Here is a 21,416-nt window from a genome sequence, read left to right as displayed (position 1 = left end):
AAATGTTTGCAGTATAACTAATCATATCCCATGCCTGTTTAAAGTTAATTAAATTTTAGTGACAAGTGCTTCTTGGTAGGCACTATTATTCGGAAAAACTTGTTGAAGCTCAGTATTGGTTAATCCCCAGTGCTGAGCTAGCACATTAGCAATCCAAGAAAAACTATTAGTGGTTGGTTGTAAATCACGCTCAGCAAAAAGTTGCTTTTTGCTAAGTCCTGGCCATTTACCTGAAATTGCACCGCCTTTTATAGCGCCACCGCATAAAAATAAAGCGCTACCCGTGCCATGATCTGTACCGCCGGTACCATTTTCTTTTACTGTGCGGCCAAACTCAGTGCCAATAATAACTACGGTATTTTGCCATTCTTGACCTAGTCCGGATTTTAATTGCGCTAAACCTTTATCGAGCTCTGTTAGTTTTCTATCAAGACGCTTACCTTGATTATTGTGTGTGTCCCAACCACCTAATTCTAACATGGCACAGTCGACACCTTTTTCACCTACCATCAATTTTGCACAGGCATCATTTAAATCGCTAAACTTACTTTTCCCCTTCTTATTTTTGCCTTTTATTAAGCCTTTCACTGCTAACCCATGAGTTAATGAATCCTTTAATAATGGATCACCCTGATACATTTTTAATAACGCGTCATAGGTGTCTTCATCAGCATTTGCTAAGTTGCTAGGAAACCAAGTGTTTACTTGTTCACTACTGCGTAAACTTATCGGCGTTGTGTGAGATACAGCTAAGGCATGTTTATGCTTTATATCAATTGCACGTGCTAGCCAGCCACTATCATGATCAATTTGCTCCTTACCCGTTTCAAGAAAGTCTTGGCCGTCAAAATGTGAGCGTTGTTGATAACCTGAAGAAACCGCGACTACGGGCAGCATGTTTTTCTCTTGGTACCATTGATGCATATTCTTTAACGCAGGGTGTAAATCATACCCTTGGCTTAATGGCAATAATGGCGAAGCAAAACTAGAGGCTAGTTTGGGTCTGGCTTTTTTATAATCGGGGTCAAAACTTGGTACTATGGTATGAAGTGAGTCTAGTGCACCCCTTAGCATTACCCAGACAATTTTGGGACGATTTACGGAATTGCTAAACGCCATAGCATTGAAAGCTGTTGCGGGTATCGACAGCGCCGTTATGCCGCCCCCTAAAATCTTAATAAATTTTCGGCGTGAAAATGAGGCTGCTTCAACATTGCTAGGAGTAGGTTCGTTCTTGTTATGATTACTCATTATTATCTCCTTTGAAACTCTGGGCTCATTAATAATAAGGTTAAGGCTTGCTGGCGACTTTCAGCTCTCATTACCGTTTGATAGCTATGAAGACTAATACTGTCACCTAAGGCTAATGCCATCACTTTGTCGGCATTTACATTCTTATTATTTTGTGAAAATAAGCTGGCTAAATCAATGCGAGCCATTAAGGCACTCGCACCATTCCAATCTTTTTCTTCATCACTAAAACCTGCAGGAGATCCTGCATTAAAAGGAGCTTGCCCTAAAGCACTTAACGTTTTAAAAAGGCGTTTCTTATTGGTATTTTTAACGGGAATAGCTCTTAACGTTGAGATTAAGAACTCTCTTGGCGTTTTAAATTTTTGTGGGCTTGGTATCCATGCTTCTTTAGATTCGAGCAGGGTGAACATGACTTGTTTTATATTTCCTTGGTGTTGTAACCAAGTTTTCTCCATTTTAGTTAACAATGATTGTGGCGGTTTTTCACTGACAAAATGATGCGCTAATTTATAACATAGGTATTTAGCTGTATTGGGGTGCATTGCTAGCGTTTTGAGCATAAGCTTCCCTTGATATAATCCCGTTTCAGTATATGTCTTCCCTAGTAATGTTTTTGCGCCAGGCTCATGGCCAGAGTTTCTAAATTTAAATCCAGAGCCATCCTCTTTCTTCTGATTTACCACGCTCCAGCCAGTAATTGCTTTGGCTAAACTGGTGACATCAGTTTGGTTATAGCCACCATCAACACCTAAGGTATGCAACTCTAAAATCTCGCGAGCAAGGTTTTCGTTAAGTCCCTTACCACGGCGTTTACCTAGTTTAGAGTTTGGGCCAAAAGAGCGCTCATTATTTAAATAGATCAGCATCGCAGGGTGCTGCTCTACCGCTAATAATAGATCTTCAAAATTTCCAAGTAAGTTTGGCGCTATTGCTTCTCTCTCTAATGTCGGAGCTAATCCTTTCATTAGTCGGCCATTAGCGCTAACACTAAAGTGGTTGGAAAAGAAATCAAGCAACCGCCAGCTAATACTGTTATCAGATTGTACGGCTTGATTGATGGTATCGACAGACATGTCCAGTAGAGCATTACGAGCAAAGCGGTTATTCATGCCTTTGTCTGCTTTTTTGTCCAGCTGCATTTGCTTTTTTTGTTGCTGATATTGAAGATGTGCTCGAAAGATATCTTCAGAGCTGGGCAAGTTATTAGTAAAAGAGATAGCGGTTAATTGAGATTTTATCCAACTCGTGGGATCTTTTTCGGCTTGTTGTAGCTCATCTTCTCGGGCTCCATAGCCAAAGCGATTAACGGCAATATTTGCATCACTGATTTTAATGGCTGACATTGAATTATTCGTCATAGCACGCTCTGATTGTTATTCTCAGGTTGGTAGAATTTTAATCGACTTGTATAACGTTAGGCTAAGGCATTAATAATTTCTATTCACTTTACAAATCTTTACTTTCAAAAAAGGAGAGTTATAACCAGCCTTTTTGATGAGCAATACGGGCAGCATCTATGCTATTGGCGGCATTAAGTTTGGCGATAGCTTCTGATAAGTAATTTCGAACCGTCCCCTCAGATAGAAACAGGTTTGTGGCAATATCAGCTGTTTTCATACCATCACCAGCTAACTTCAATGCTTTACGTTCTTTATTGGTTAATGGATCACAATCATCAAGTGCGCTAATGGCTAATTCAGGATCTATAACGCGCTGATTATTGGCGACTCTTTTAATTGCTTTTATTAATTGCTCTGAAGGAGCTTCCTTTAAGATAAATCCCATTACACCTGCACTGATGGCTCTTTTTATATAGCCTGCACGGGCGAAAGTTGTCATTATGATGGCTTTGGTGGTTATTTGTTTAGTAACCAGTTTTTCTATTAGTTCAATCCCCGACATTTTCGGCATTTCAATGTCGGTAAGGACAATATCTGGTTGCAACTTAGTTATCAGAGGAAGTGCTTTTAAGCCATCTTCTGCTTCTGCAATAATGTCAAAATCAGCTTCTAAGCTCAGTAATGCACAGATAGCATCTCTGACAAGACGTTGATCTTCTACGACAATAATTCTGATCATGCTATTCCTTTACAATGAAATTTGTAGTTTACACCCAGATGAAGTGTCTGTGGTTAGTGTGCCACCTAACTGGTTACATCTATCCATAATACCGTTTAGGCCATTACCGGCAATGAAGTTTGATACGGTGCCGTTATCTTCAATGCTTACATTTATATTGTTGCCGCGCTGTAGTAATGAAATGCCAACTTTGTCACCACTAGAGTGTTTTAATATATTGGTCACAGCTTCAGTAATGATTAAGGTAATATTGGATTCAACTTCGGCAGAAATATGACTTAATTCATTACTTAACTGAACAGAAAAATCATGTTGTTCTAGTTGCTGGCTAAGTTGTTGTAAATGATGAGTAAGACTTTTATTTTTAAGATCGTTAACGGCACTTCTTATCGTGGTAAGTATTTCTCTACTAAGTGTTGCCACCGCTAATATTTCTTCTTTTGCTTGCGCTTGTTTATCCGCTGTGATCATTTTTTCTGCCAGTTCGGCTTTTAGTGCTATTGATGTTAGGGAATGACCAACAATATCATGAAGGTCTCGTGCAATTCGCTCTCTTTCTGATATTGCTGCTAACTGCTCAATTTGCTCTGAGCTACGCTGCTCTCTTAAACGGTGAAATCTATCTTTTCTAACAGCTTTACCCATAAAAAATGTAGCAATACTAATGATGAGTGGTGGTACTAAAAAATAAGCATCAACATAATTAAATAAAACCGCTGCTAGAACTGTAGCTACAATGATGCCAAATAAGCCCATTAACCCTTTTTTAGTGGGGAAATTAAAGCCACAAAAGAATGCGGCAAAGCCGAATAGTGCCTGTGTTCCCGGTGTGATGTAAGTGCCTACTGTTGCTAAAACCACCATAGCAATGATTGGTTTTATGGCTTTATCACCTAAAGAACATGCAGCATGGTGGTATAAAACCAAAAAAATGACATATATTAATATGGAAGCAATTATAGTGATGGCAGTAAAGCTTTCTAAATTAAAAAAGAAAGGTAGAAAGAAAAAGCCTGAAAAAATTAGCGAGCCAAAAAGCCAGTTAGACCCGTCGCCATCAATAACTTTTTGGTTGAGTTGGATAGACATTTAATACTCCTGTAGTAATACGCTAACTAAATTTTTATCTTTTGCCAATAAATATTATCCCCAGCATATAAGATACACCGGAGATAATGTCATTATCTTTATTTAAGCATTATTGGTTTTGCTGACTTAGCATTTTTGCCCAACCATAATTTGGCGCGATTTGAAGAGCGATTTTCCAATCACTCAGTGCTTGTTCTTTTTTACCAAGTTCAAGCTGAGTTAACCCTCGCCAAACGTATGTCTCTGCTTCTCCCCAATCAATATCAGTAGCGTTTTTTTCATCGTACAACGAAATAGCTTGGTTTAACGCCTCTAAGGCTGCGTTTTTGCTGCCACCAAAAAGTGCAGGCGTATTATATTTGCTGATCCCCATTACAAGAAAAGCTCTAGGATTATTTGGATTAATGGTGATGGCTTGTTTAAGCGCTTTTCCAGATTTTGGTCCATAATAAGCGCCTTTCATTGGTTGATACGCTATTTTAAGGCCATATGCTTGCGCCAATAGTGCCCAAGACTCATCATCATTGGGAGAGTTTTCCGTTATAGTTTCTAATAAAATAATGGCTTGCTCTAAAGCGTTATTCGCCTGTTCGGCATGATCTTGTAGGTTTTGAGTGATGGCTAATCGATAATAGGCCAGAGCTTGTTCATAGCCAACATTTTGCTGTATGAGCGACACTAGTTGACTGTTATCTAACTGCATAGCAGCTTCTTCGATAGAGTCGATACTTGCTTGATCGGCATTCACTGATGAACAGGCAAGTAAAGCGAGGGCGATAATGAGTTTCATAATATAAATTCCTTATTAATAATCGTGGGTATTGGTTATTGCCAAATTAGTGTCTAATAAGAGCCGTATTAATGTTAGAGCCTATTGTCATTACTTTTACATGACAAATGTCATTAACCCTTCTTGATGAAATAACCATTGGTTCTAAAGTTTTAATAAGGTAGAATGCGCGCCGAGTTGACCAGACAATCGCTGGCTAGTTTGCGTAAGTATTTCTAGCGGGAGGAAAGTCCGGGCTCCAATGAGCAGGGTGCCAGGTAACGCCTGGGCGGCGCAAGCCGACGACAAGTGCAGCAGAGAGAAGACCGCCGATGACCGCTTGCGGAACAGGTAAGGCTGAAAGGGTGCGGTAAGAGCGCACCGGATTGCTGGTAACAGTAATTGCAGGGTAAACTCCACCTGGAGCAAGACCAAATAGGGTTTCATGATTATTTACTTCGGTAGATAATATAAGCGTGGCTCGCGTGGAAACCGGGTAGGTTGCTTGAGCCTTAAAGCGATTTAAGGCCTAGACGAATGATTGTCACTTTTCTTTTGAAAAGTACAAAACCCGGCTTATAGTGTTGACTCACATATTTTAGTAGCCGCTTGATTAATATATGAAAATCAAGCGGTTTTCTAAAGTTACTTCATATCAATTGGTTAAATAAAAAACGATTCCTAATTTTTTTGGGGTTACACAGCCTAAAACTTTGATGAGTTTACTTATAGCGTTACCACTGAAACTAAGAATTTCAAAAATTTTTACTCCCGTCTCTTCACAGTACCATTCACCCAAAATTCATTATGTTTTGCCTGAATTTGCTCTGCCAAAAAGTCAACGAAACAACGGATACGAGCTGTTTTACGTAAGTCTTTATGCAGCAATAACCACAGACTGCGATATGGCAAAGGCTTTTGAAAAGGGGCTCGCACTAGTTGAGGGTGTCGGTCTCCAAGATTGCAGGCCAGATAAGCCATACCCAGACCAGATGCAGCTAAGGTGATAAGTGGCACCAGTTCAGATACTCTGTGTTTTAGCATAGCTTTAGGGTAGTAGCTGTCGCGCAACCATTGCGCCGTTGTTTCTCCTTCAGCTTCGTGCCAGCCAATAAAGTGCAAGCCTTCACCATCATTGTCTTTCACTTTTTCCGCGTACTCCCTAGTGCAATATGCTGCTTGTGACATTTGCAGCAGGCGCCGCCCCACCACATCATCTGTTACCTCATTGGCTACACGAATAGACACGTCAGCTTCGCGCCGGGTTAAGTCTGCATTAGCATTGGTAAAATTCAGGTTTAGATTGATGTCAGGATAGCGTTTTGCAAACAGGGAAAAATCGTCCATGACGGAGGTCATAGCGATGCCGTGGGGTAAGGTAACATATACGGTGCCTGTGGGCTCAGCTTCACGGCCCACAATCATGCGCGAGGCCGCGGTCATTTCTTCTTCCACCCTCTCGGCAAAGGGAACTAGTTTTTCGCCGATGTTGGTTAATACCAAACCAGTTTTTGAGCGATCGAATAAGCGGCTTCCGATATGCTCCTCCATATGAGACAAGCGCCGAGTGAGAGTAGTGTGATTTACTGTAATACTCTCGGCCCCTCCGCGTAACGTACCGGCTCTGGCAACTGCTAGGAAGAACTTTAAATCATCCCAGTTTATTTCATGGCTTTCATTCAGTGGCATCGTTACCTCATAAAACTACGTGGTTCATTTATGAGTCACAGTGTCCATTATGTGTCTGTATAAGTCAAATATAAGCCATGTTAATCTAGCTTCAACATCACAGATAACTCATTGGAGAAGACAAATGAAAGCAATACAAGCTGCACTGATTACAGGGGCAAACGCAGGCCTTGGCTATGAGGCAGCCAAACAATTGGCCCAGCAAAAAGGGGTGGAAAAAATCTATCTGGGTTGCCGTAACCAAATAAAGGCAGTAGAAGCAAAGGCAAGCCTGGAAGCGGAAACGGGTAAGAACATATTTGAAATTCTCATCCTAGATGTGGCTTCAGCTGATTCAGTTAGATCCACAGTGGCTAAGCTAACAACTCCCATCGATGCAGTGGTACTTAACGCCGGCGGAATGGGTGGCAAAACCCCAAATGAGCTTACTGCGGAAGGAGTCACCACCATTTTTGCTTCCAATTTACTAGGGCATGTGGTTTTGGTAGACGAACTGCTACAACGTCAATTGGTGACTTCTACCGTTCTTTATGCAGGCTCTGAAGCGGCCCGAGGTGTTCCCAAAATGGGTGTGGACAAACCGAATCTAAAAAGTAACTCAGTCGATGAATTTGTTGCTATTGCCAATGGACATAAGTTTGGACCCAAAGCTGATCCCCTTAATGTTTACGGTACCATCAAGTTAACTGGTGCATTATGGATGTCGGCCATGTCCCGTAAACACCCACACATACGCTTTATCACCATGAGTCCAGGTGGCACCACAGGGACCAATGGCATGGATGATTTGCCCCTAGCGAAAAAGATATTTTTTAAATACATCGGCGGCTTGGTAATGCCCAAATTAGGCATGATGCACAGCGTTGAGGCGGGCGCCAAACGCTACGTTGAGGGGCTTTTTAATAGCCATTTTCAAAGCGGTCGCTTTTACGCCAGTAAAGCGGGATCTCCAACCGGCCCTGTAGTAGATCAAATAACTATTGATAAAACTTTCGCTAATGAAGATGCACAAAATGCGGCATGGCAGGCCGTGCAAAAATTTGCACACCAATAATTTATACACCTAAAAATCATTAATAAGTTAGGAGATAATAATGGAAACTATTCCACAAATATTAGTAGGCGTAGTAACACTTATGCTTAGCGGCCTCGGTTTGACATCCATGTTTGCACCCAAAAAAATGCTAGCCAACTTTGCGGTTGAGCCAAAAGGCACTAAAGGGCTAAATAGAATTCGTTCAGTAATGGGTGGACTATTTCTTGGCTGCGTAGCCATACTGCTGAATGGTTTACTCACTGGTCAAACTCTGGGATTTGTTGCTGTAGCGATCATCATGGCAGCAGTGGCTATTGGTCGCATAGTAGGCTTACTGGCAGATGGCTTTGATAAAGAAATACTTCCCCCACTAATTGTTGAGTCAGTAATTATCGGTTTATTATTACTCGGGTATCTCTATTAATTTAGAGGTCGATGCCCATAGACTAGAATGAGAAAAGGCGAAAAACTCGTTATGCTGTACAATTAAGATATAAAACGTTCGGTTGACCGACTCAACTAAGACATCAAAAATTCAGTATTAGCATTTTGTTAGTACTGGACTTTTTTTGAGAGCTATGGAAGTTAACTCGCACATATATGAATCACCTAACCAAGTTTGATAATTTGGTTCAGCTTCTGTTTTTAGATTTTGTTTAATAAACTTAATGCCTCATAGCTATTATTTTACATAAATTTAAAGGTTAGCTTGATTAGTTCAGTTGACTTACCATTTTAATCACCGCTTGTTTTTTATCATGAAAACAAGCGGTACGCTAAACCCTCAACTTCTTTCTTAATAGCTCTATTCCTTGGCTTGTAGTCGCGTCATTATTCAACATAAAAGTAATGTATAGTGAATTCTTACTGGTGTTATTCGCTTTTGAGAACTATTGTTTTCGGCTGTGGAATTTAAGGTAAAGAAATCGTCACTATCAGTCCTTATGTTTATTTCAAGACACTAGCTTGTTTAAATATATTTTCTATGGTTAATAGTGGCTTACTTTTATTTTTTATATGAGAAAAGTAAGTAAAATCTAGGCTGTCCCAAAAATTGTCATTCATTAACGGCAAGTATAAATGTACATTGTCATTATCAATTATTTGATATTTTTCCATTTGATTATGGGGAGTAAAACGGTTGATACCATGGTGATAATCAAAGATTTTGATAATAGCTATTGCGCCCATAAAAAAATGCCCACCTGCTGAGGCATGAAGCTCTCCTGATTTTATTTTATTCAATGCTTCTGGTAGCCAATCAAAACCTCCAATTGTTGAAGAGCTGCTAGCTGCTGATTTTTCTGTATTAATTAAGTTTGCTACTTCTAAAGCCATGGCGTCACTGGCACACCAAAAAACATCATTTTGCTTATATCGCCTCGTAAGTAAATCAAATTTTTTACGGACAACATCGGGCGACCATTCCATATTGATAATTTGGTTTAGTATAATACTTTCACTTTCTTCTACCGCCTTGATTAAACCCTCGTTTCTAAGTGTTGATGTGGTATCAAAATTACCGCCAATCCCAGTGACATAAAAGCTATTTTTATTTTTTGAGGCATGTTGTTTAAATAAATTTTTGGCTAAATCATAACTTGCTTGTTTATCATCGTAGAGAACATTACCAATCCAATATTTAAATTTTTCTCCTGGTAACTTCAAGGTGCTAGTTTCAACCTTGGTCAAGGGTTGCTCAAGCGTTACAAACTTTAATTTTTGTTGTTCAATTAAATTGTAAATAGAGTCGGCGTTGCCTTTTAATGGTCTGAAAAGTAAATAGTCTGGCTGGTTTTTTCTTTGTAATACTTCCTGAATGGACTTTTTAACTTCAAAACGATTGTTTTGCTCGGCATAAATAATTTCAAGATTAATCTGTAAACTAGCGGCGCTTGCTTTACTTGTACTTGCCACTAAACCCCAAAACTTAGGCCCTTTGGGCTCAGGCACAATAAGTACAATCTCGATTGGTTTCGCCATAAGAAATAGCGGAAAAAATAACAAAAGGAGTAAGATAATTTTAGATTTCATAAATACTAAAACCCCTTTTATTTTCTGTAATCTATAACGAGGAGATTACTAGTTGTTGTCAAATGATTAAAATAAATTATAGCATTTGTCTGAATACTTACTCATTATTATCCGTTTTTCTTACTTAAAGCTTAGACATATAAGCTGTTATATAAGTTAAATATTTCTGAAATAAAACTGTCAAAAAAGGCTGTTACTTTGGTAGCCAAATAATGAACTGTGACATTTTATGAACGAAATATATCTAGGTTATGGCATTATCGTTATTGCCACTTGGTTTGTACTAAACAAAGTTAGCATTCGCTTACAGCTCTCCCGAGCGAAGCACCCTTCATTACGTGGTCATAGCAAATGGTCGAGACGAATTGCGGCGTTAATTAAAAGCTTTTCTTACAATGAGAAAGTGTTCTTTCAAACAGATGGTGCGCCAAATGATGTAGGAGCAAAACGTAAAAAAGCATTACAAGATTTAAGTGTAAATATTCAACAACAATCGCCAAAGACTTTTGAGCATGCCTTGTCTTTAGAGCAGGATATTTCTGATGTGCAATTTGTCAGTCACTATCGTGTTCCTTTCCCGTTCAGTCTCTACTTGCCTAAAGTGTTCAAGTTAGGCGCTATTATTGATGAAAGTAAAGGCACTAAAGTTAAAGATATCGATGGTAATTGGCGTTATGACTTATCCGGCTCATACGGTGTAAATGTTTTTGGTTATGACTTTTATAAAGAATGCCTAGCAAAAGGTAGTGCGAAAGTTGCTGATTTGGGGCCTGCGCTTGGCAGTTATCATCCTATTATTAGCGAAAATGTTAAAGGTATAAAAGATATTTCTGGTTTGGATGAAGTGTCATTTCATATGTCAGGCACTGAAGCGGTAATGCAGGCAGTAAGGCTTGCCCGATATCATACTAAAAAAACTCACTTAGTACGTTTGTGCGGCGCCTATCATGGTTGGTGGGACGGTGTTCAACCTGGGGTTGGAAACCGCCGAAAAACCAATGATGTTTATACCCTTGCTGATTTAAGTGAAAACACCATCAAAGTACTCGCTAGCCGTAATGATATCGCCTGCTTATTGATAAACCCGATGCAAGCCTTTCATCCGAATGCCGATGCTTCTTCTGATGGAACACTGGTGGCTAGTGATCGTAATACCCTGTTTGATAAAGCAAGCTATAGCGCTTGGTTAAAACGTTTAAGAGCAATATGTACGGAAAATAATATCGTTCTCATTTTTGATGAGATATTTACCGGTTTTCGACTGGGCTACCGTGGTGCTCAAGAATACTTTGGTATTCAGGCGGATATGGTCACTTATGGTAAAACCCTCGGTGGCGGCTTACCAGTTGGGGTGTTAGCAGGACGAGCGAATTTAATGAAACGCTTTAAAAAAGAACAACCGGTTAATGTTTCATTTGCCCGGGGTACTTTTAACTCCCACCCTTATGTCATGGGTACCATGAATGAATTTTTAATTCGTATTCAACAAGATGACATTCAAGATATTTATCAAAATATTGAACAAGTGTGGCATCGACGTATCGCTACCTTCAATCAGCGCTTGGCAGCAGAAAATTTACCCTTACAAATTAATCATATGCATACAGTGTTTACCGTTATTTTTCTTAAGCCGGGTCGTTACAACTGGATGCTGCAATTTTATCTTAAAGAACAAGGGCTAGAGTTAAGTTGGTTAGGCTCTGGGCGTATGATCATGAGTTTTAACTTTACTGATGCTGAATTTAACGAAGTGATTGAATTATTTATTGCTGGGGCGTTAAAGATGCAAGCCGATGATTGGTGGTGGCAATCACCTCAATTAACGAATAAAGCGATTAAACGTCAGTTTTTAAAAGATATGTTAACGGCGAGTTGGCCATTATTAGGACGTTTACTGCCTAATACTCTTATGCCAACAAAGAGTAAACAACTTGAGCACACAACATTAATCGATAAAGAGCAGGTGTAATTCGAATGAATGAATTTTTAGCTGAAAGTAAAAAAGTAATACCCGCAAATGTTGATAGCTCGTTAAAGGTAAATAATCTGGGTAATCAATTTAGGCATTCTTTAGCCTGTGAATATAATGACTATCTAGCGCAAGAAGAGCAGCGCTTTAATGATGAAGACTGTTTAAAAATGGATTTACATTGCCATGATCATAACAGTGATATTCCTGATGAGCTTTGGGGCAGAATTTTACGTTTACCTGAAACTTGGTTAAAAACTAAAAAGTTACATAAATTACTCAAAGCTAACCAGTGTGATGTTATTACCATAACGAATCATAACAATGCGCGCTCATGTTGGGATTTGCTTGAGCAAGGGATTGATGTTTTAGTTGCCGCTGAATTTACCTGTTATTTTCCTGAGTATGAACTTTATATTCATGTTTTAACCTATGGTTTTACTCGCCAACAAGAAGATATTTTAAATGAAAAAAGACAAAATATTTATGAATTTGTTCAGTATGCTGCCCAAGCAGATATTCCACTGATTGCGCCTCACCCTCTGTATTTTTATACTCATAATGAAAAAATTGATATCAGTATTTTTGAAAAGTTATCTGTGTTGTTTGAGCGCTTTGAAGTACTCAATGGTCAACGAGATTTATGGCAAAGCGTATTAACGTTAAATTGGTTGCAAAGCCTAACGCCTGAGAAAATAAACGCGTATGCAATAAAACATAATATTAACCCCAGTGATTATGGTGTTGACCCTAATAAAGCGAAGGTATTAACCGGAGGCTCTGATGATCATACCGGTATTTTTGCCGGTCAGTGTGGCTCGCGTTTATATGTGAAAAATCTGGCTCAAAGATTGAAAACGCAAAAGCCATCAGAATTAGCACTAGAAGCTATCCGTGAAGGTAATATTTCACCCTTTGGTCAAATTGGCGAAAATGAGAAACTCAGTATTGCCTTGCTTGATTATTTCTCACAGGTGGCAACCAAAATTAAAGATCCCGGTTTGTTAAGAATTCTTCTACACCGTGGCTCAGCATGGGACAAAGTAGGATGTTTTGCCGTGAGTAACCTATTACTCGAAATGCAAAAACATAAGAAAACCATGAAGTTTTTCGAATATATTCATGATGCATTGCAGGGCAAAAAGCCTAATATGTTAGTGAAATGGAAGATTTCTAAAGATTACCGTTTTTGTATTGATTACCTTGAAAAAATTGCAGAAAGCCGTTCTGGCACTCCTCAACATTTTGTTGATACAGTCACCAACTCAATGTCTGAGTTATTTACCTTTTTAAATCAATTAGTAGCTAAAAAAGTAAAAATAGCTGTCGCAGAAAATGAAGAGCTGTCATTTAGTGGTTTATCAACAGAAGATATTACTCGTAAATTTGAAATACCAAGCCAGTTAACAGCACTGTTTTTTGGTGATGGAAAAAAACAGAAAAACATCAGTAATGTTAATGTTGAGCAAATTTTGAGTAGCTTATCATTTCCGGTATTGATCTCGATTATCTTAGCAGGGGCTTCGGTGGCTTCGACTCGGGTGTTATATCAAAATCGCGAGCTCTTAAATGAGTTCGCCAAGCACTTGGGTAAGAATACTCACCAACAACGAGCGTTATATTTAACCGATACCTTGCGTGATAAAAACGGTGTCTCTAATTCATTATCAGGCAAGTTAGCCGAAATTCAGCGTGCTGATTTACCAGTGGATTTTTTAATTTGTCATGCTGACATCGAGCCAGAAGATCATTTGCATGTTGTTCGCCCCGTGGCTTCGTTTGATATTCCCAAATATGGTGAGCAAGAGATATGTGTTGCAGACATTATGGAGATTGCACGCATATTTTATCAAGGAGGCTACGACAGAATTATTTGCTCTACTGAAGGGCCAATGGCTGCCGCAGCTTTATTTATTCAGCAAATGTTTAATGTGCCTAGTTACTTCTTTATGCACACTGACTGGATAGATTTTATTAAATGCACCACAGATTTATCACAACATGAGCGAGATAGGGTAAGGCGTTTAATGCGTGCCTTGTACAACCGTTTTGATGGTGTTTTTGTGCTAAATAGTGAGCATAAAGAATGGTTAACTGGCTATGAAATGCAATTACCTAGCGAACAAGTTTTCTTAACCGCTCATCATGCTAAGCCTAAAGATGAAAGCATTGAAAAAGTCCCTAAATCTACGATAGTACCGGGAGCTAGTGAAGATACACCAATACTCTTTATTGCTTGTCGTTTAAGTCATGAAAAGGGAATTTTTGATTTACCTGCCATTATTGAGAAAGCAAAGCAGTCTATCCCACAATTGAAAATAGTGATTGCTGGCTCAGGGCCTGCAGCAACAGAGCTTCAAGAAAAACTGCCCGATGCCATTTTTGTTGGTTGGCAAAATAAAGCTCAGCTTGCCACTTTGTATGCAAGTTTAGACTTATTCATCTTCCCGTCTCGATTCGATACTTTCGGTAACGTTATTCTTGAAGCCTTTACTTATGGTATGCCTGTTTTAGCATACAACTGCAAAGGGCCCAAAGATATTATTGAAGATAAACTTAATGGTTATTTGGTTGAAGATATTGAAGCCATGAGTGAGACGTTAGTGAGCTACTTTAGCGACAAAATTGTACAAGCTAAAATGAGTAGAAATGCAGTGACTCGTGCAAATCAGTACCAAGCTGTGCCAATAATGACAGAGTTCTTAACCAATGTCGGTATAGAGTTACCCAGTAGTTATGGTGAAGAAGCGCTGCTTGATGAGGTGTTCACTTTTGAGCAGACGGTGGCTTAATGAATAAATCACCACAGTCGTTAACCTTACCTGAGCAAATTAATTTCTTGCTAACAAATAGAATTCCTAGACGTTGCTTAACTCAATTTGTCGGTTGGTATAGCAAGATTGAAAATCCAATTTTAGCAAAGATTTCTATCGCTATCTGGCAGTTGTTTTCTGAAGATTTAAAGCTTGAAGAAGCAAAAAAATCTACCTTTACTAGCTTACAAGATTGTTTTATCCGCGAGTTAAAACCAGATTTACGCCCTATAGCACCACAGGCTGATATAGTCACTAGCCCATGCGATGCCATTGTTGGCGCGTTTGGAGAATTAGACGGTTTAGAGCTTATTCAAGCTAAAGGTTTTCCTTACCAGATCAGTGAATTGATACCTGATTACATACTCAATAATAAGTACCGCAATGGTAAATTTATTACGCTTCGTTTGAAATCTAGTATGTATCACCGCTTTCATGCGCCAACCGATTGCGAAGTAAATAAGGTAACTTACATATCAGGTGATACATGGAACGTTAACCCGATTACCTTAAAAAAAATTGAGCGTTTGTTTTGTAAAAATGAGCGGGCAATTATCGAATTAAAAACAAAAAATGAGCACAGCAGCATAACGCTTGTGCCTGTTGCTGCGGTGTTGGTTGCCTGCATGAAATTTAATTTTTTAGATGATTATTTAGATCTTAAATACCAAGGGCCTAATCAGATTAATTGCCAAGCTAAGTTTACTAAAGGTGATGAAATGGGGTACTTCCAACATGGCTCAACCATTATTTTATTTGCCAGTGCCAATTATCAATTTTGCCCAAAGATTGCAGAAGGGCAACGAATCAATTTAGGACAGGCTTTATTAACTGAGTTGCCCAAATAAATTTTTAACTTAATACCATTAACCTTAATGAATAGGAAAAATTATGACTTTCTTTGAAGAATTACAGCAGCAACGTTGGGATGATCACCGCTATTATCACCATAATCGTATTAATCAATTTTTACACTTTTTGAGTGCTTGCTGTTTTTTAGTGAGCTATGTTCTTGTTTTTTATTATCCTGCCGCGGCGGCGTTAGTCGGTTGGTTGTTATCTATGGTGTTAAGACAATCAGGACATTTTTTCTTTGAGCCACTTACTTACGACAAAGTGAATAAAGCCACACATGAATATAAAGAAAGCATTAAGGTCGGCTATAACTTACAACGTAAAGTCGTCTTGCTAAGTATTTGGGCGTTAACGCCAGTGGTACTTTACTTTCAGCCTAGCTTATTTGGACTTTTTACGGCTCACACTGACTTTAGCTCTTTTATTAATAACATGGCTATTGCTTGGTTATTTATTGGCTTTGGCGCGATTTTATTTAGAACGGTACACCTATTTAAATTAAAAGGCGTGCAATCGGGGTTAGTATGGTGCACAAAAATTATTACCGACCCGTTTCATGATATTAAAATTTATTACAAGTCATTCTTTTATCTATTAAAAGGTGAAATGTACGACAATATGACTGATTGGTATCAAGAAACGCCAGCGAAAAGTTAAGTTAAAGATAATAAAGATATTTGGAGTGGGGAAAATATCCTTTCAATTTAACAAATCGAATGAGAGTTTGTAAGAAACAGCCTTTGATTTTTTATGGCTTCAACGTAGAATGTCGGGCTGACTTTACCTTTTTAACTACAAGCTCTTATGAATGCTAACTCGCTCATTATTCTCGATTTTGAAACAACCGGTTTGTCGCCTGATAATGGTGATAGAGCTATTGAAATTGGTGCTGTCAAACTTGAAAATGGTATAGTCACCGAGCAGTTTCAAGAGCTTATGAACCCTGGTCGCAGAGTTAGTGCCTTTATTGAAGATTATACGGGGATTACCAATAAAATGTTAAGTGGTGCCGCCCCTTGTGATGAAGTGATGGCACGTTTTGCTGATTTTATTCAGGGGCAGAATTTAGTGGCTCATAATGCCTCTTTTGATAAGCGCTTTTTAGACAGTGAGCTGCAGCGAATATCTTCAGGTTATGAAGGGAAATTTGCCTGTTCATTGTTAGCTTCGCGTCGTATATATCAAAGTGCGCCCAATCATAAATTAGGCACTCTAGTTAACTATAAGGGAATTAAGTCAAATGGCAGCTTCCATAGAGCGCTATATGATTCACAAATGACGGCAAAATTGTGGTTAGCCATGCTTGATGATATTCAACAGCAAATATCGGCGGAGCAAGTCACTTTTCCTTTCATTCAAAAGCTAATTAAAACGCCGAAAAATAAAATAAATAAATTATTGGCTGAGTATTAAATAGCAGTGTTTAGGTGCGATATTCAGCATTAATTTTAACGTAATCGTAGCTGAAATCGCAGGTCCATATGGTGGCTTGCTCTTCACCGCGATGTAGCTCTACAGTAATATCTATTTCAGCCTCATTCATGACTGCTTGCCCTTCATCTTCTTGATAACTTGCCGCTCTACCACCTTTTTCAGCCACTAATACATCACCAAAATAAAGCTCCAATTTATCAGTATCTAGATCAGCTAATGACTCACATTCTCTAGAAGCATATCCAATTGCAGCTAAAACACGTCCTAAGTTAGGATCAGAAGCAAACATTGCTGTTTTTACTAGTGGACTTTTGCCAATAGAAAAGCCGATTGTTTTTGCTTCTTCAACACTTTTCGCGCCATTAATGGTTACCGTTAAAAACTTCGTGGCGCCTTCACCATCACGTACTATGGCTTTCGCTAAATATTGTGAGGTTTCAAGTAGGGCTTGATAGACTTCTTTAAAACCTTTGTCGTCACGAGTATTTATGGTTGCGGCATTACTTTTTCCTGTCGCAATAACAATAAAAGAATCATTAGTGGAAGTGTCACCATCAACCGAAATGCAGTTAAAGGATAAGTCTGTAATTTCTTTAGTGATTTCATCTAATAAAGGTTGAGCTATATTCGCATCAGTTGCCACATAACCTAGCATGGTCGCCATATTCGGATGGATCATGCCAGCGCCTTTTGACATGCCAGTAATGGTGATTTGTTCAGCACCAATATTAACACTGGTTGAAAAAGCTTTTGGAGCAACGTCTGTGGTCATAATAGCTGATGCGGCATCAGCCCAGTTATCAGCGGTTAAATTTGCGACCGCATGCGGTAAACCAGCCAACAGTTTACCCATAGGTAAATGTTCTAAAATAACACCGGTTGAAAAAGGTAAAACAGACTCTACTGGAATGGCCATAATCTCAGCTAGCTGCTGGCAGGTGGTTAGCGTGTCTTGCATACCTTGCTCACCAGTACCTGCGTTAGCATTACCGGTATTGATCACTAAGGCCTTAATCTCAGCAGTATCGCCATTTTTGACACTGACTAAATGCTTTTTACATAGGGTGACAGGGGCGGCACAAAAACGGTTTTGGGTAAATACGCCTGACACAGCACACCCTGCCGCTAATTCTATTACTAGTAAATCCTTACGATTTGGTTGTTTAATATTGGATTCAGCCCAACCAAGGCGAATGCCATTAATGGGAGTGAGTGCAGCGGGATTAAGTTCAGATAAATTGACAGGCATAAAATAATATTAATAAAAACAAAAGTAGGTAAATATTAATCTTTTATGGGTATTTATGCAAAATCAAAATTGATTCGCGGATATTTATTTATTTTAAATAAATTTGCGAATATCAAATTTTGTCTTATATTTTAATAGCAATATTACATAAATTTTTAATAAAACTATTAAGTTAGTCATTAATAGTTAGTAAGTGTTCATTTAGTTTCAACTTTAATATTGGGTAACAATGGGAATGCGTTATCTGCTTGATACATACAAAAATAGGTTCAATTATGGCTGCAAATACGAAAGGAACTCAACAATCACAAAGCAATACGTCAGTAAATGATGAGAATACTAAGGAGCAAGAATTTTTAGATCTTGTTGCCAAGTTTGAAGCATTTAGTAAAGCCCAAGCCGTCATCGAGTTTAACATGGATGGTACTATCGATACCGCGAATGATAATTTCTTATCTGCACTAGGTTATGATCTAGCTGAAATTAAAGGACAGCATCATAGTATGTTTGTTGAGCCTGAGTTAAAGAACAGCCATGAATATCAAGAGTTTTGGGCAAAGCTTAATCGTGGTGAATTTGAGTCTAATGAATACAAACGTCTGGGTAAAAATGGTAAGGAAGTTTGGATTCAAGCCTCTTACAATCCCATTTTAAATGCGAGTGGTGTACCAATTAAAGTAGTGAAATTTGCTACTGATGTCACAGCCCAAAAGCTTGGTAATGCAAATTTTTCGGGGCAAATTGAAGCCATTAGTAAAGCACAAGCCGTCATCGAGTTTAATATGGACGGTACCATTATTTCCGCCAACGATAACTTTCTAGCGACAGTCGGTTACAGTCTAGCTGAGATTCAAGGGCAACATCATAGTATGTTTGTTGAATCTGGACTTAAAAATAGCCATGAATATCAGGAGTTTTGGGCAAAACTTAATCGCGGCGAGTTTGAGTCTAATGAATATAAACGCTTGGGGAAAAACGGTAAAGAAATATGGATACAAGCTTCGTATAACCCTATCTTAGATTTAAATGGTAAACCCTATAAAGTGGTAAAATTTGCTACGGATGTTACCGAACAAAAATTGGCAAATGCAAATTTTTCGGGGCAGATAGAAGCCATCAGTAAAGCACAAGCAGTTATCGAGTTTAATATGGACGGTACTATTATTACTGCTAATGATAATTTTATTGCTACGGTAGGCTACAGCCTAGATGAAATCCAAGGGCAGCACCATAGTATGTTTGTTGAAGAAAGGCTTAAAACCAGCCATGAATATAGAGAGTTTTGGGCAAAACTTAACCGAGGCGAATTTGAGTCCAATGAATACAAACGCTTGGGGAAAAACGGTAAAGAAATATGGATACAAGCCTCGTATAACCCCATCTTAGATTTAAATGGTAAACCCTTTAAAGTCGTGAAATTTGCCACTGATGTCACAGAACAAAAATTGGCAAATGCAAACTTTTCAGGACAGATAGAAGCCATCAGTAAAGCGCAGGCGGTTATCGAGTTTAATATGGACGGTACTATTATCACTGCTAATGAGAATTTTCTCTCCACAGTAGACTACAGTCTAGCTGAGATTCAAGGGCAACATCATAGTATGTTTGTTGAACCTGGAGTTAAAAATAGTCATGAATATCAGGAGTTCTGGGCAAAACTTAATCGCGGCGAATTTGAGTCTAATGAATACAAACGTCTGGGTAAAAATGGTAAAGAAATATGGATTCAAGCTTCGTATAACCCAATTTTAGATATGAATGGTAAACCCTACAAGGTTGTTAAGTTTGCCACTGATGTTACAGCTCAAAAGCTTACTAATGCTGATTTTTCAGGACAAATAGAAGCTATCGGTAAAGCACAGGCGGTTATCGAGTTTAATATGGACGGCACTATCATCACAGCTAACGAAAACTTCTTGTCGACTGTTGGTTATAGTTTAGCGGAAATTAAAGGGCGACATCATAATATGTTTGTCGAGCCCAAATACAAAACAAGTCATGAGTACAAGGAGTTTTGGGCAAAACTAAATCGCGGAGAATATGACGCGAACGAATATAGACGTCTAGGAAAGCACAACAAAGAAGTTTGGATACAAGCTACCTACAATCCTATTTTAGATTTAAATGGTAAGCCGTTTAAAGTGGTAAAATACGCAACTAATATCACTGCTCGTAAGCAAGCTATTGCAGAAATTAAGCGAGTCCTATTGTCAATTTCTCAAGGAGATCTCACCCAAGATATTGAAAATACATTGGAAGGAGAGTTTAGTGTTATTGGTGAATCCCTTAATGAATTGATCGATATACTTAACCAGATGGTAGGTGGTATTAGGACTGCATCTACTAATGTTTTTGATTCAGCAAGAGAAATTGCAGAAGGTAATAATGAACTGAGCCACAGAACTGAGTCACAAGCATCAAGCTTAGAGGAAACGGCTTCCGCTATGGAAGAGTTAACCAGTACGGTTCAGCAAAACGCTGAAAATTCAACAGAAGCGACTAAACTTTCAAGCTCGGTTATGGATAAGGCAACTAATGGCGGCTCTGTAGTAAGAAATGCGATTACCGCGATGAGTGATATTAATAAATCAAGTAAAAAAATTGCTGACATCATTAGTGTGATTGATGAAATTGCTTTTCAAACCAACCTATTAGCACTAAATGCTGCTGTTGAAGCTGCACGTGCGGGTGAGCAAGGTAGAGGTTTTGCTGTCGTTGCTGCTGAAGTGAGAAATTTAGCGCAAAGATCTGCAGGAGCGGCTAAAGAAATCAAAGGTTTAATCAACGATAGTGTTGAAGCGGTTGGTCAAGGTACCAAACTGGTTGATGAAACAGGAAAAACCTTCACTGAATTAGTCACTTCTATAGAAGAAGTAAGCAAAATGATTAACGATATTGATAGTGCGGGTAAAGAGCAATCTGCGGGTATTGGTGAGGTAAGTTCTGCGGTAAGCCAAATGGATGAAATGACTCAGCAAAATGCCGCTTTAGTTGAAGAAGCGGCAGCATCAAGTAAATCGATGGAGGAAGAATCTCAACAATTATTAGAGCAAGTTTCATTTTTTAAAAATAAAGAGTAATGAACTAGCATTAAGGAAATTGAGCAAGCTGAGAAGGTCCTACAGCTTAAGTGATTAACCATTCTT

Annotated in this window: 16 protein-coding genes and 1 other RNA gene; 9 read left to right on the top strand and 8 right to left on the bottom strand. The window is 38.7% G+C overall.

The window, feature by feature from the left end:
• Window positions 1-48: 48 nt before the first annotated feature.
• The 5 genes from AC27IF_RS04270 to AC27IF_RS04250 form a co-directional block, all read right to left on the bottom strand.
• Window positions 49-1,251: a DUF1501 domain-containing protein gene (locus AC27IF_RS04270; RefSeq protein WP_487052494.1), complete on the bottom strand. Its 1,203-nt coding sequence runs from the start codon at window positions 1,249-1,251 to the stop codon at window positions 49-51.
• Window positions 1,252-1,253: 2 nt separating this feature from the next.
• Window positions 1,254-2,612: a DUF1800 domain-containing protein gene (locus AC27IF_RS04265; protein WP_487052493.1), complete on the bottom strand. Its 1,359-nt coding sequence runs from the start codon at window positions 2,610-2,612 to the stop codon at window positions 1,254-1,256.
• Between the two features lie 118 nt (window positions 2,613-2,730).
• Entirely contained in the window at window positions 2,731-3,333 is a 603-nt protein-coding gene (locus AC27IF_RS04260) for a response regulator transcription factor (RefSeq protein ID WP_487052492.1), read from the bottom strand.
• A 9-nt stretch (window positions 3,334-3,342) separates the two neighbouring features.
• The gene (locus AC27IF_RS04255; protein WP_487052491.1) at window positions 3,343-4,422 is read right to left on the bottom strand and encodes a sensor histidine kinase; all 1,080 of its coding nucleotides are present in this window, start codon (window positions 4,420-4,422) and stop codon (window positions 3,343-3,345) included.
• A 109-nt stretch (window positions 4,423-4,531) separates the two neighbouring features.
• The gene (locus AC27IF_RS04250; RefSeq protein WP_487052490.1) at window positions 4,532-5,212 is read right to left on the bottom strand and encodes a tetratricopeptide repeat protein; all 681 of its coding nucleotides are present in this window, start codon (window positions 5,210-5,212) and stop codon (window positions 4,532-4,534) included.
• 173 nt (window positions 5,213-5,385) lie between these two features.
• Here AC27IF_RS04250 and rnpB point away from each other — a divergent pair.
• An RNA gene (gene rnpB / locus AC27IF_RS04245) (RNase P RNA component class A) lies at window positions 5,386-5,787 on the top strand.
• A 169-nt stretch (window positions 5,788-5,956) separates the two neighbouring features.
• Here rnpB and AC27IF_RS04240 read toward each other — a convergent pair.
• Window positions 5,957-6,880, bottom strand: a complete 924-nt coding sequence (locus AC27IF_RS04240; protein WP_487052489.1) for a LysR family transcriptional regulator — start codon at window positions 6,878-6,880, stop codon at window positions 5,957-5,959.
• Between the two features lie 49 nt (window positions 6,881-6,929).
• On the opposite strand from AC27IF_RS04240, the gene AC27IF_RS04235 reads away from it, so the two are divergent.
• Together AC27IF_RS04235 and AC27IF_RS04230 are read left to right on the top strand one after the other, a co-directional pair.
• A complete protein-coding gene (locus AC27IF_RS04235) occupies window positions 6,930-7,934 on the top strand; it encodes an SDR family NAD(P)-dependent oxidoreductase (RefSeq protein WP_487052488.1) in 1,005 nt (334 codons plus the stop codon).
• Window positions 7,935-7,974: 40 nt separating this feature from the next.
• Window positions 7,975-8,340, top strand: a complete 366-nt coding sequence (locus tag AC27IF_RS04230; RefSeq protein WP_487052487.1) for a DUF4345 family protein — start codon at window positions 7,975-7,977, stop codon at window positions 8,338-8,340.
• Between the two features lie 524 nt (window positions 8,341-8,864).
• On the opposite strand, the gene AC27IF_RS04225 is transcribed toward AC27IF_RS04230, so the two are convergent.
• Complete coding sequence (locus AC27IF_RS04225) at window positions 8,865-9,950, bottom strand: ABC transporter substrate-binding protein (protein WP_487052486.1); 1,086 nt, start codon at window positions 9,948-9,950, stop codon at window positions 8,865-8,867.
• Between the two features lie 229 nt (window positions 9,951-10,179).
• Here AC27IF_RS04225 and AC27IF_RS04220 point away from each other — a divergent pair, with 229 nt between their 5' ends.
• From AC27IF_RS04220 to AC27IF_RS04200, 5 genes are all read left to right on the top strand, one after another.
• Window positions 10,180-11,919, top strand: a complete 1,740-nt coding sequence (locus AC27IF_RS04220; RefSeq protein ID WP_487052485.1) for an aminotransferase class III-fold pyridoxal phosphate-dependent enzyme — start codon at window positions 10,180-10,182, stop codon at window positions 11,917-11,919.
• A 5-nt stretch (window positions 11,920-11,924) separates the two neighbouring features.
• Complete coding sequence (locus AC27IF_RS04215; RefSeq protein ID WP_487052484.1) at window positions 11,925-14,711, top strand: glycosyltransferase; 2,787 nt, start codon at window positions 11,925-11,927, stop codon at window positions 14,709-14,711.
• The gene (gene asd, locus AC27IF_RS04210; protein ID WP_487052483.1) at window positions 14,711-15,580 is read left to right on the top strand and encodes an archaetidylserine decarboxylase; all 870 of its coding nucleotides are present in this window, start codon (window positions 14,711-14,713) and stop codon (window positions 15,578-15,580) included. Before AC27IF_RS04215 ends, asd begins: the two co-directional genes overlap by 1 nt.
• A 43-nt stretch (window positions 15,581-15,623) precedes the next feature.
• Window positions 15,624-16,244 (top strand): hypothetical protein, encoded by a 621-nt coding sequence (locus tag AC27IF_RS04205; RefSeq protein WP_487052482.1) that lies wholly within the window; start codon window positions 15,624-15,626, stop codon window positions 16,242-16,244.
• A gap of 147 nt (window positions 16,245-16,391) precedes the next feature.
• Complete coding sequence (locus tag AC27IF_RS04200) at window positions 16,392-17,000, top strand: 3'-5' exonuclease (protein WP_487052481.1); 609 nt, start codon at window positions 16,392-16,394, stop codon at window positions 16,998-17,000.
• Between the two features lie 10 nt (window positions 17,001-17,010).
• Here AC27IF_RS04200 and argJ read toward each other — a convergent pair whose 3' ends face one another.
• Window positions 17,011-18,270 (bottom strand): bifunctional glutamate N-acetyltransferase/amino-acid acetyltransferase ArgJ, encoded by a 1,260-nt coding sequence (gene argJ / locus AC27IF_RS04195; RefSeq protein WP_487052480.1) that lies wholly within the window; start codon window positions 18,268-18,270, stop codon window positions 17,011-17,013.
• A gap of 275 nt (window positions 18,271-18,545) precedes the next feature.
• Here argJ and AC27IF_RS04190 point away from each other — a divergent pair, with 275 nt between their 5' ends.
• Window positions 18,546-21,350 carry a methyl-accepting chemotaxis protein gene (locus tag AC27IF_RS04190; RefSeq protein WP_487052479.1) on the top strand — a complete coding sequence of 935 codons (2,805 nt, stop codon included), beginning with the start codon at window positions 18,546-18,548 and terminating at the stop codon, window positions 21,348-21,350.
• The last annotated feature ends 66 nt before the right edge of the window (window positions 21,351-21,416 follow it).

This window comes from Colwellia sp. KS18-150, from assembly GCF_057551365.1.
Note: the sequence above shows the minus strand (reverse complement) of the source record. Positions and strands in the feature narration are given on the sequence as shown.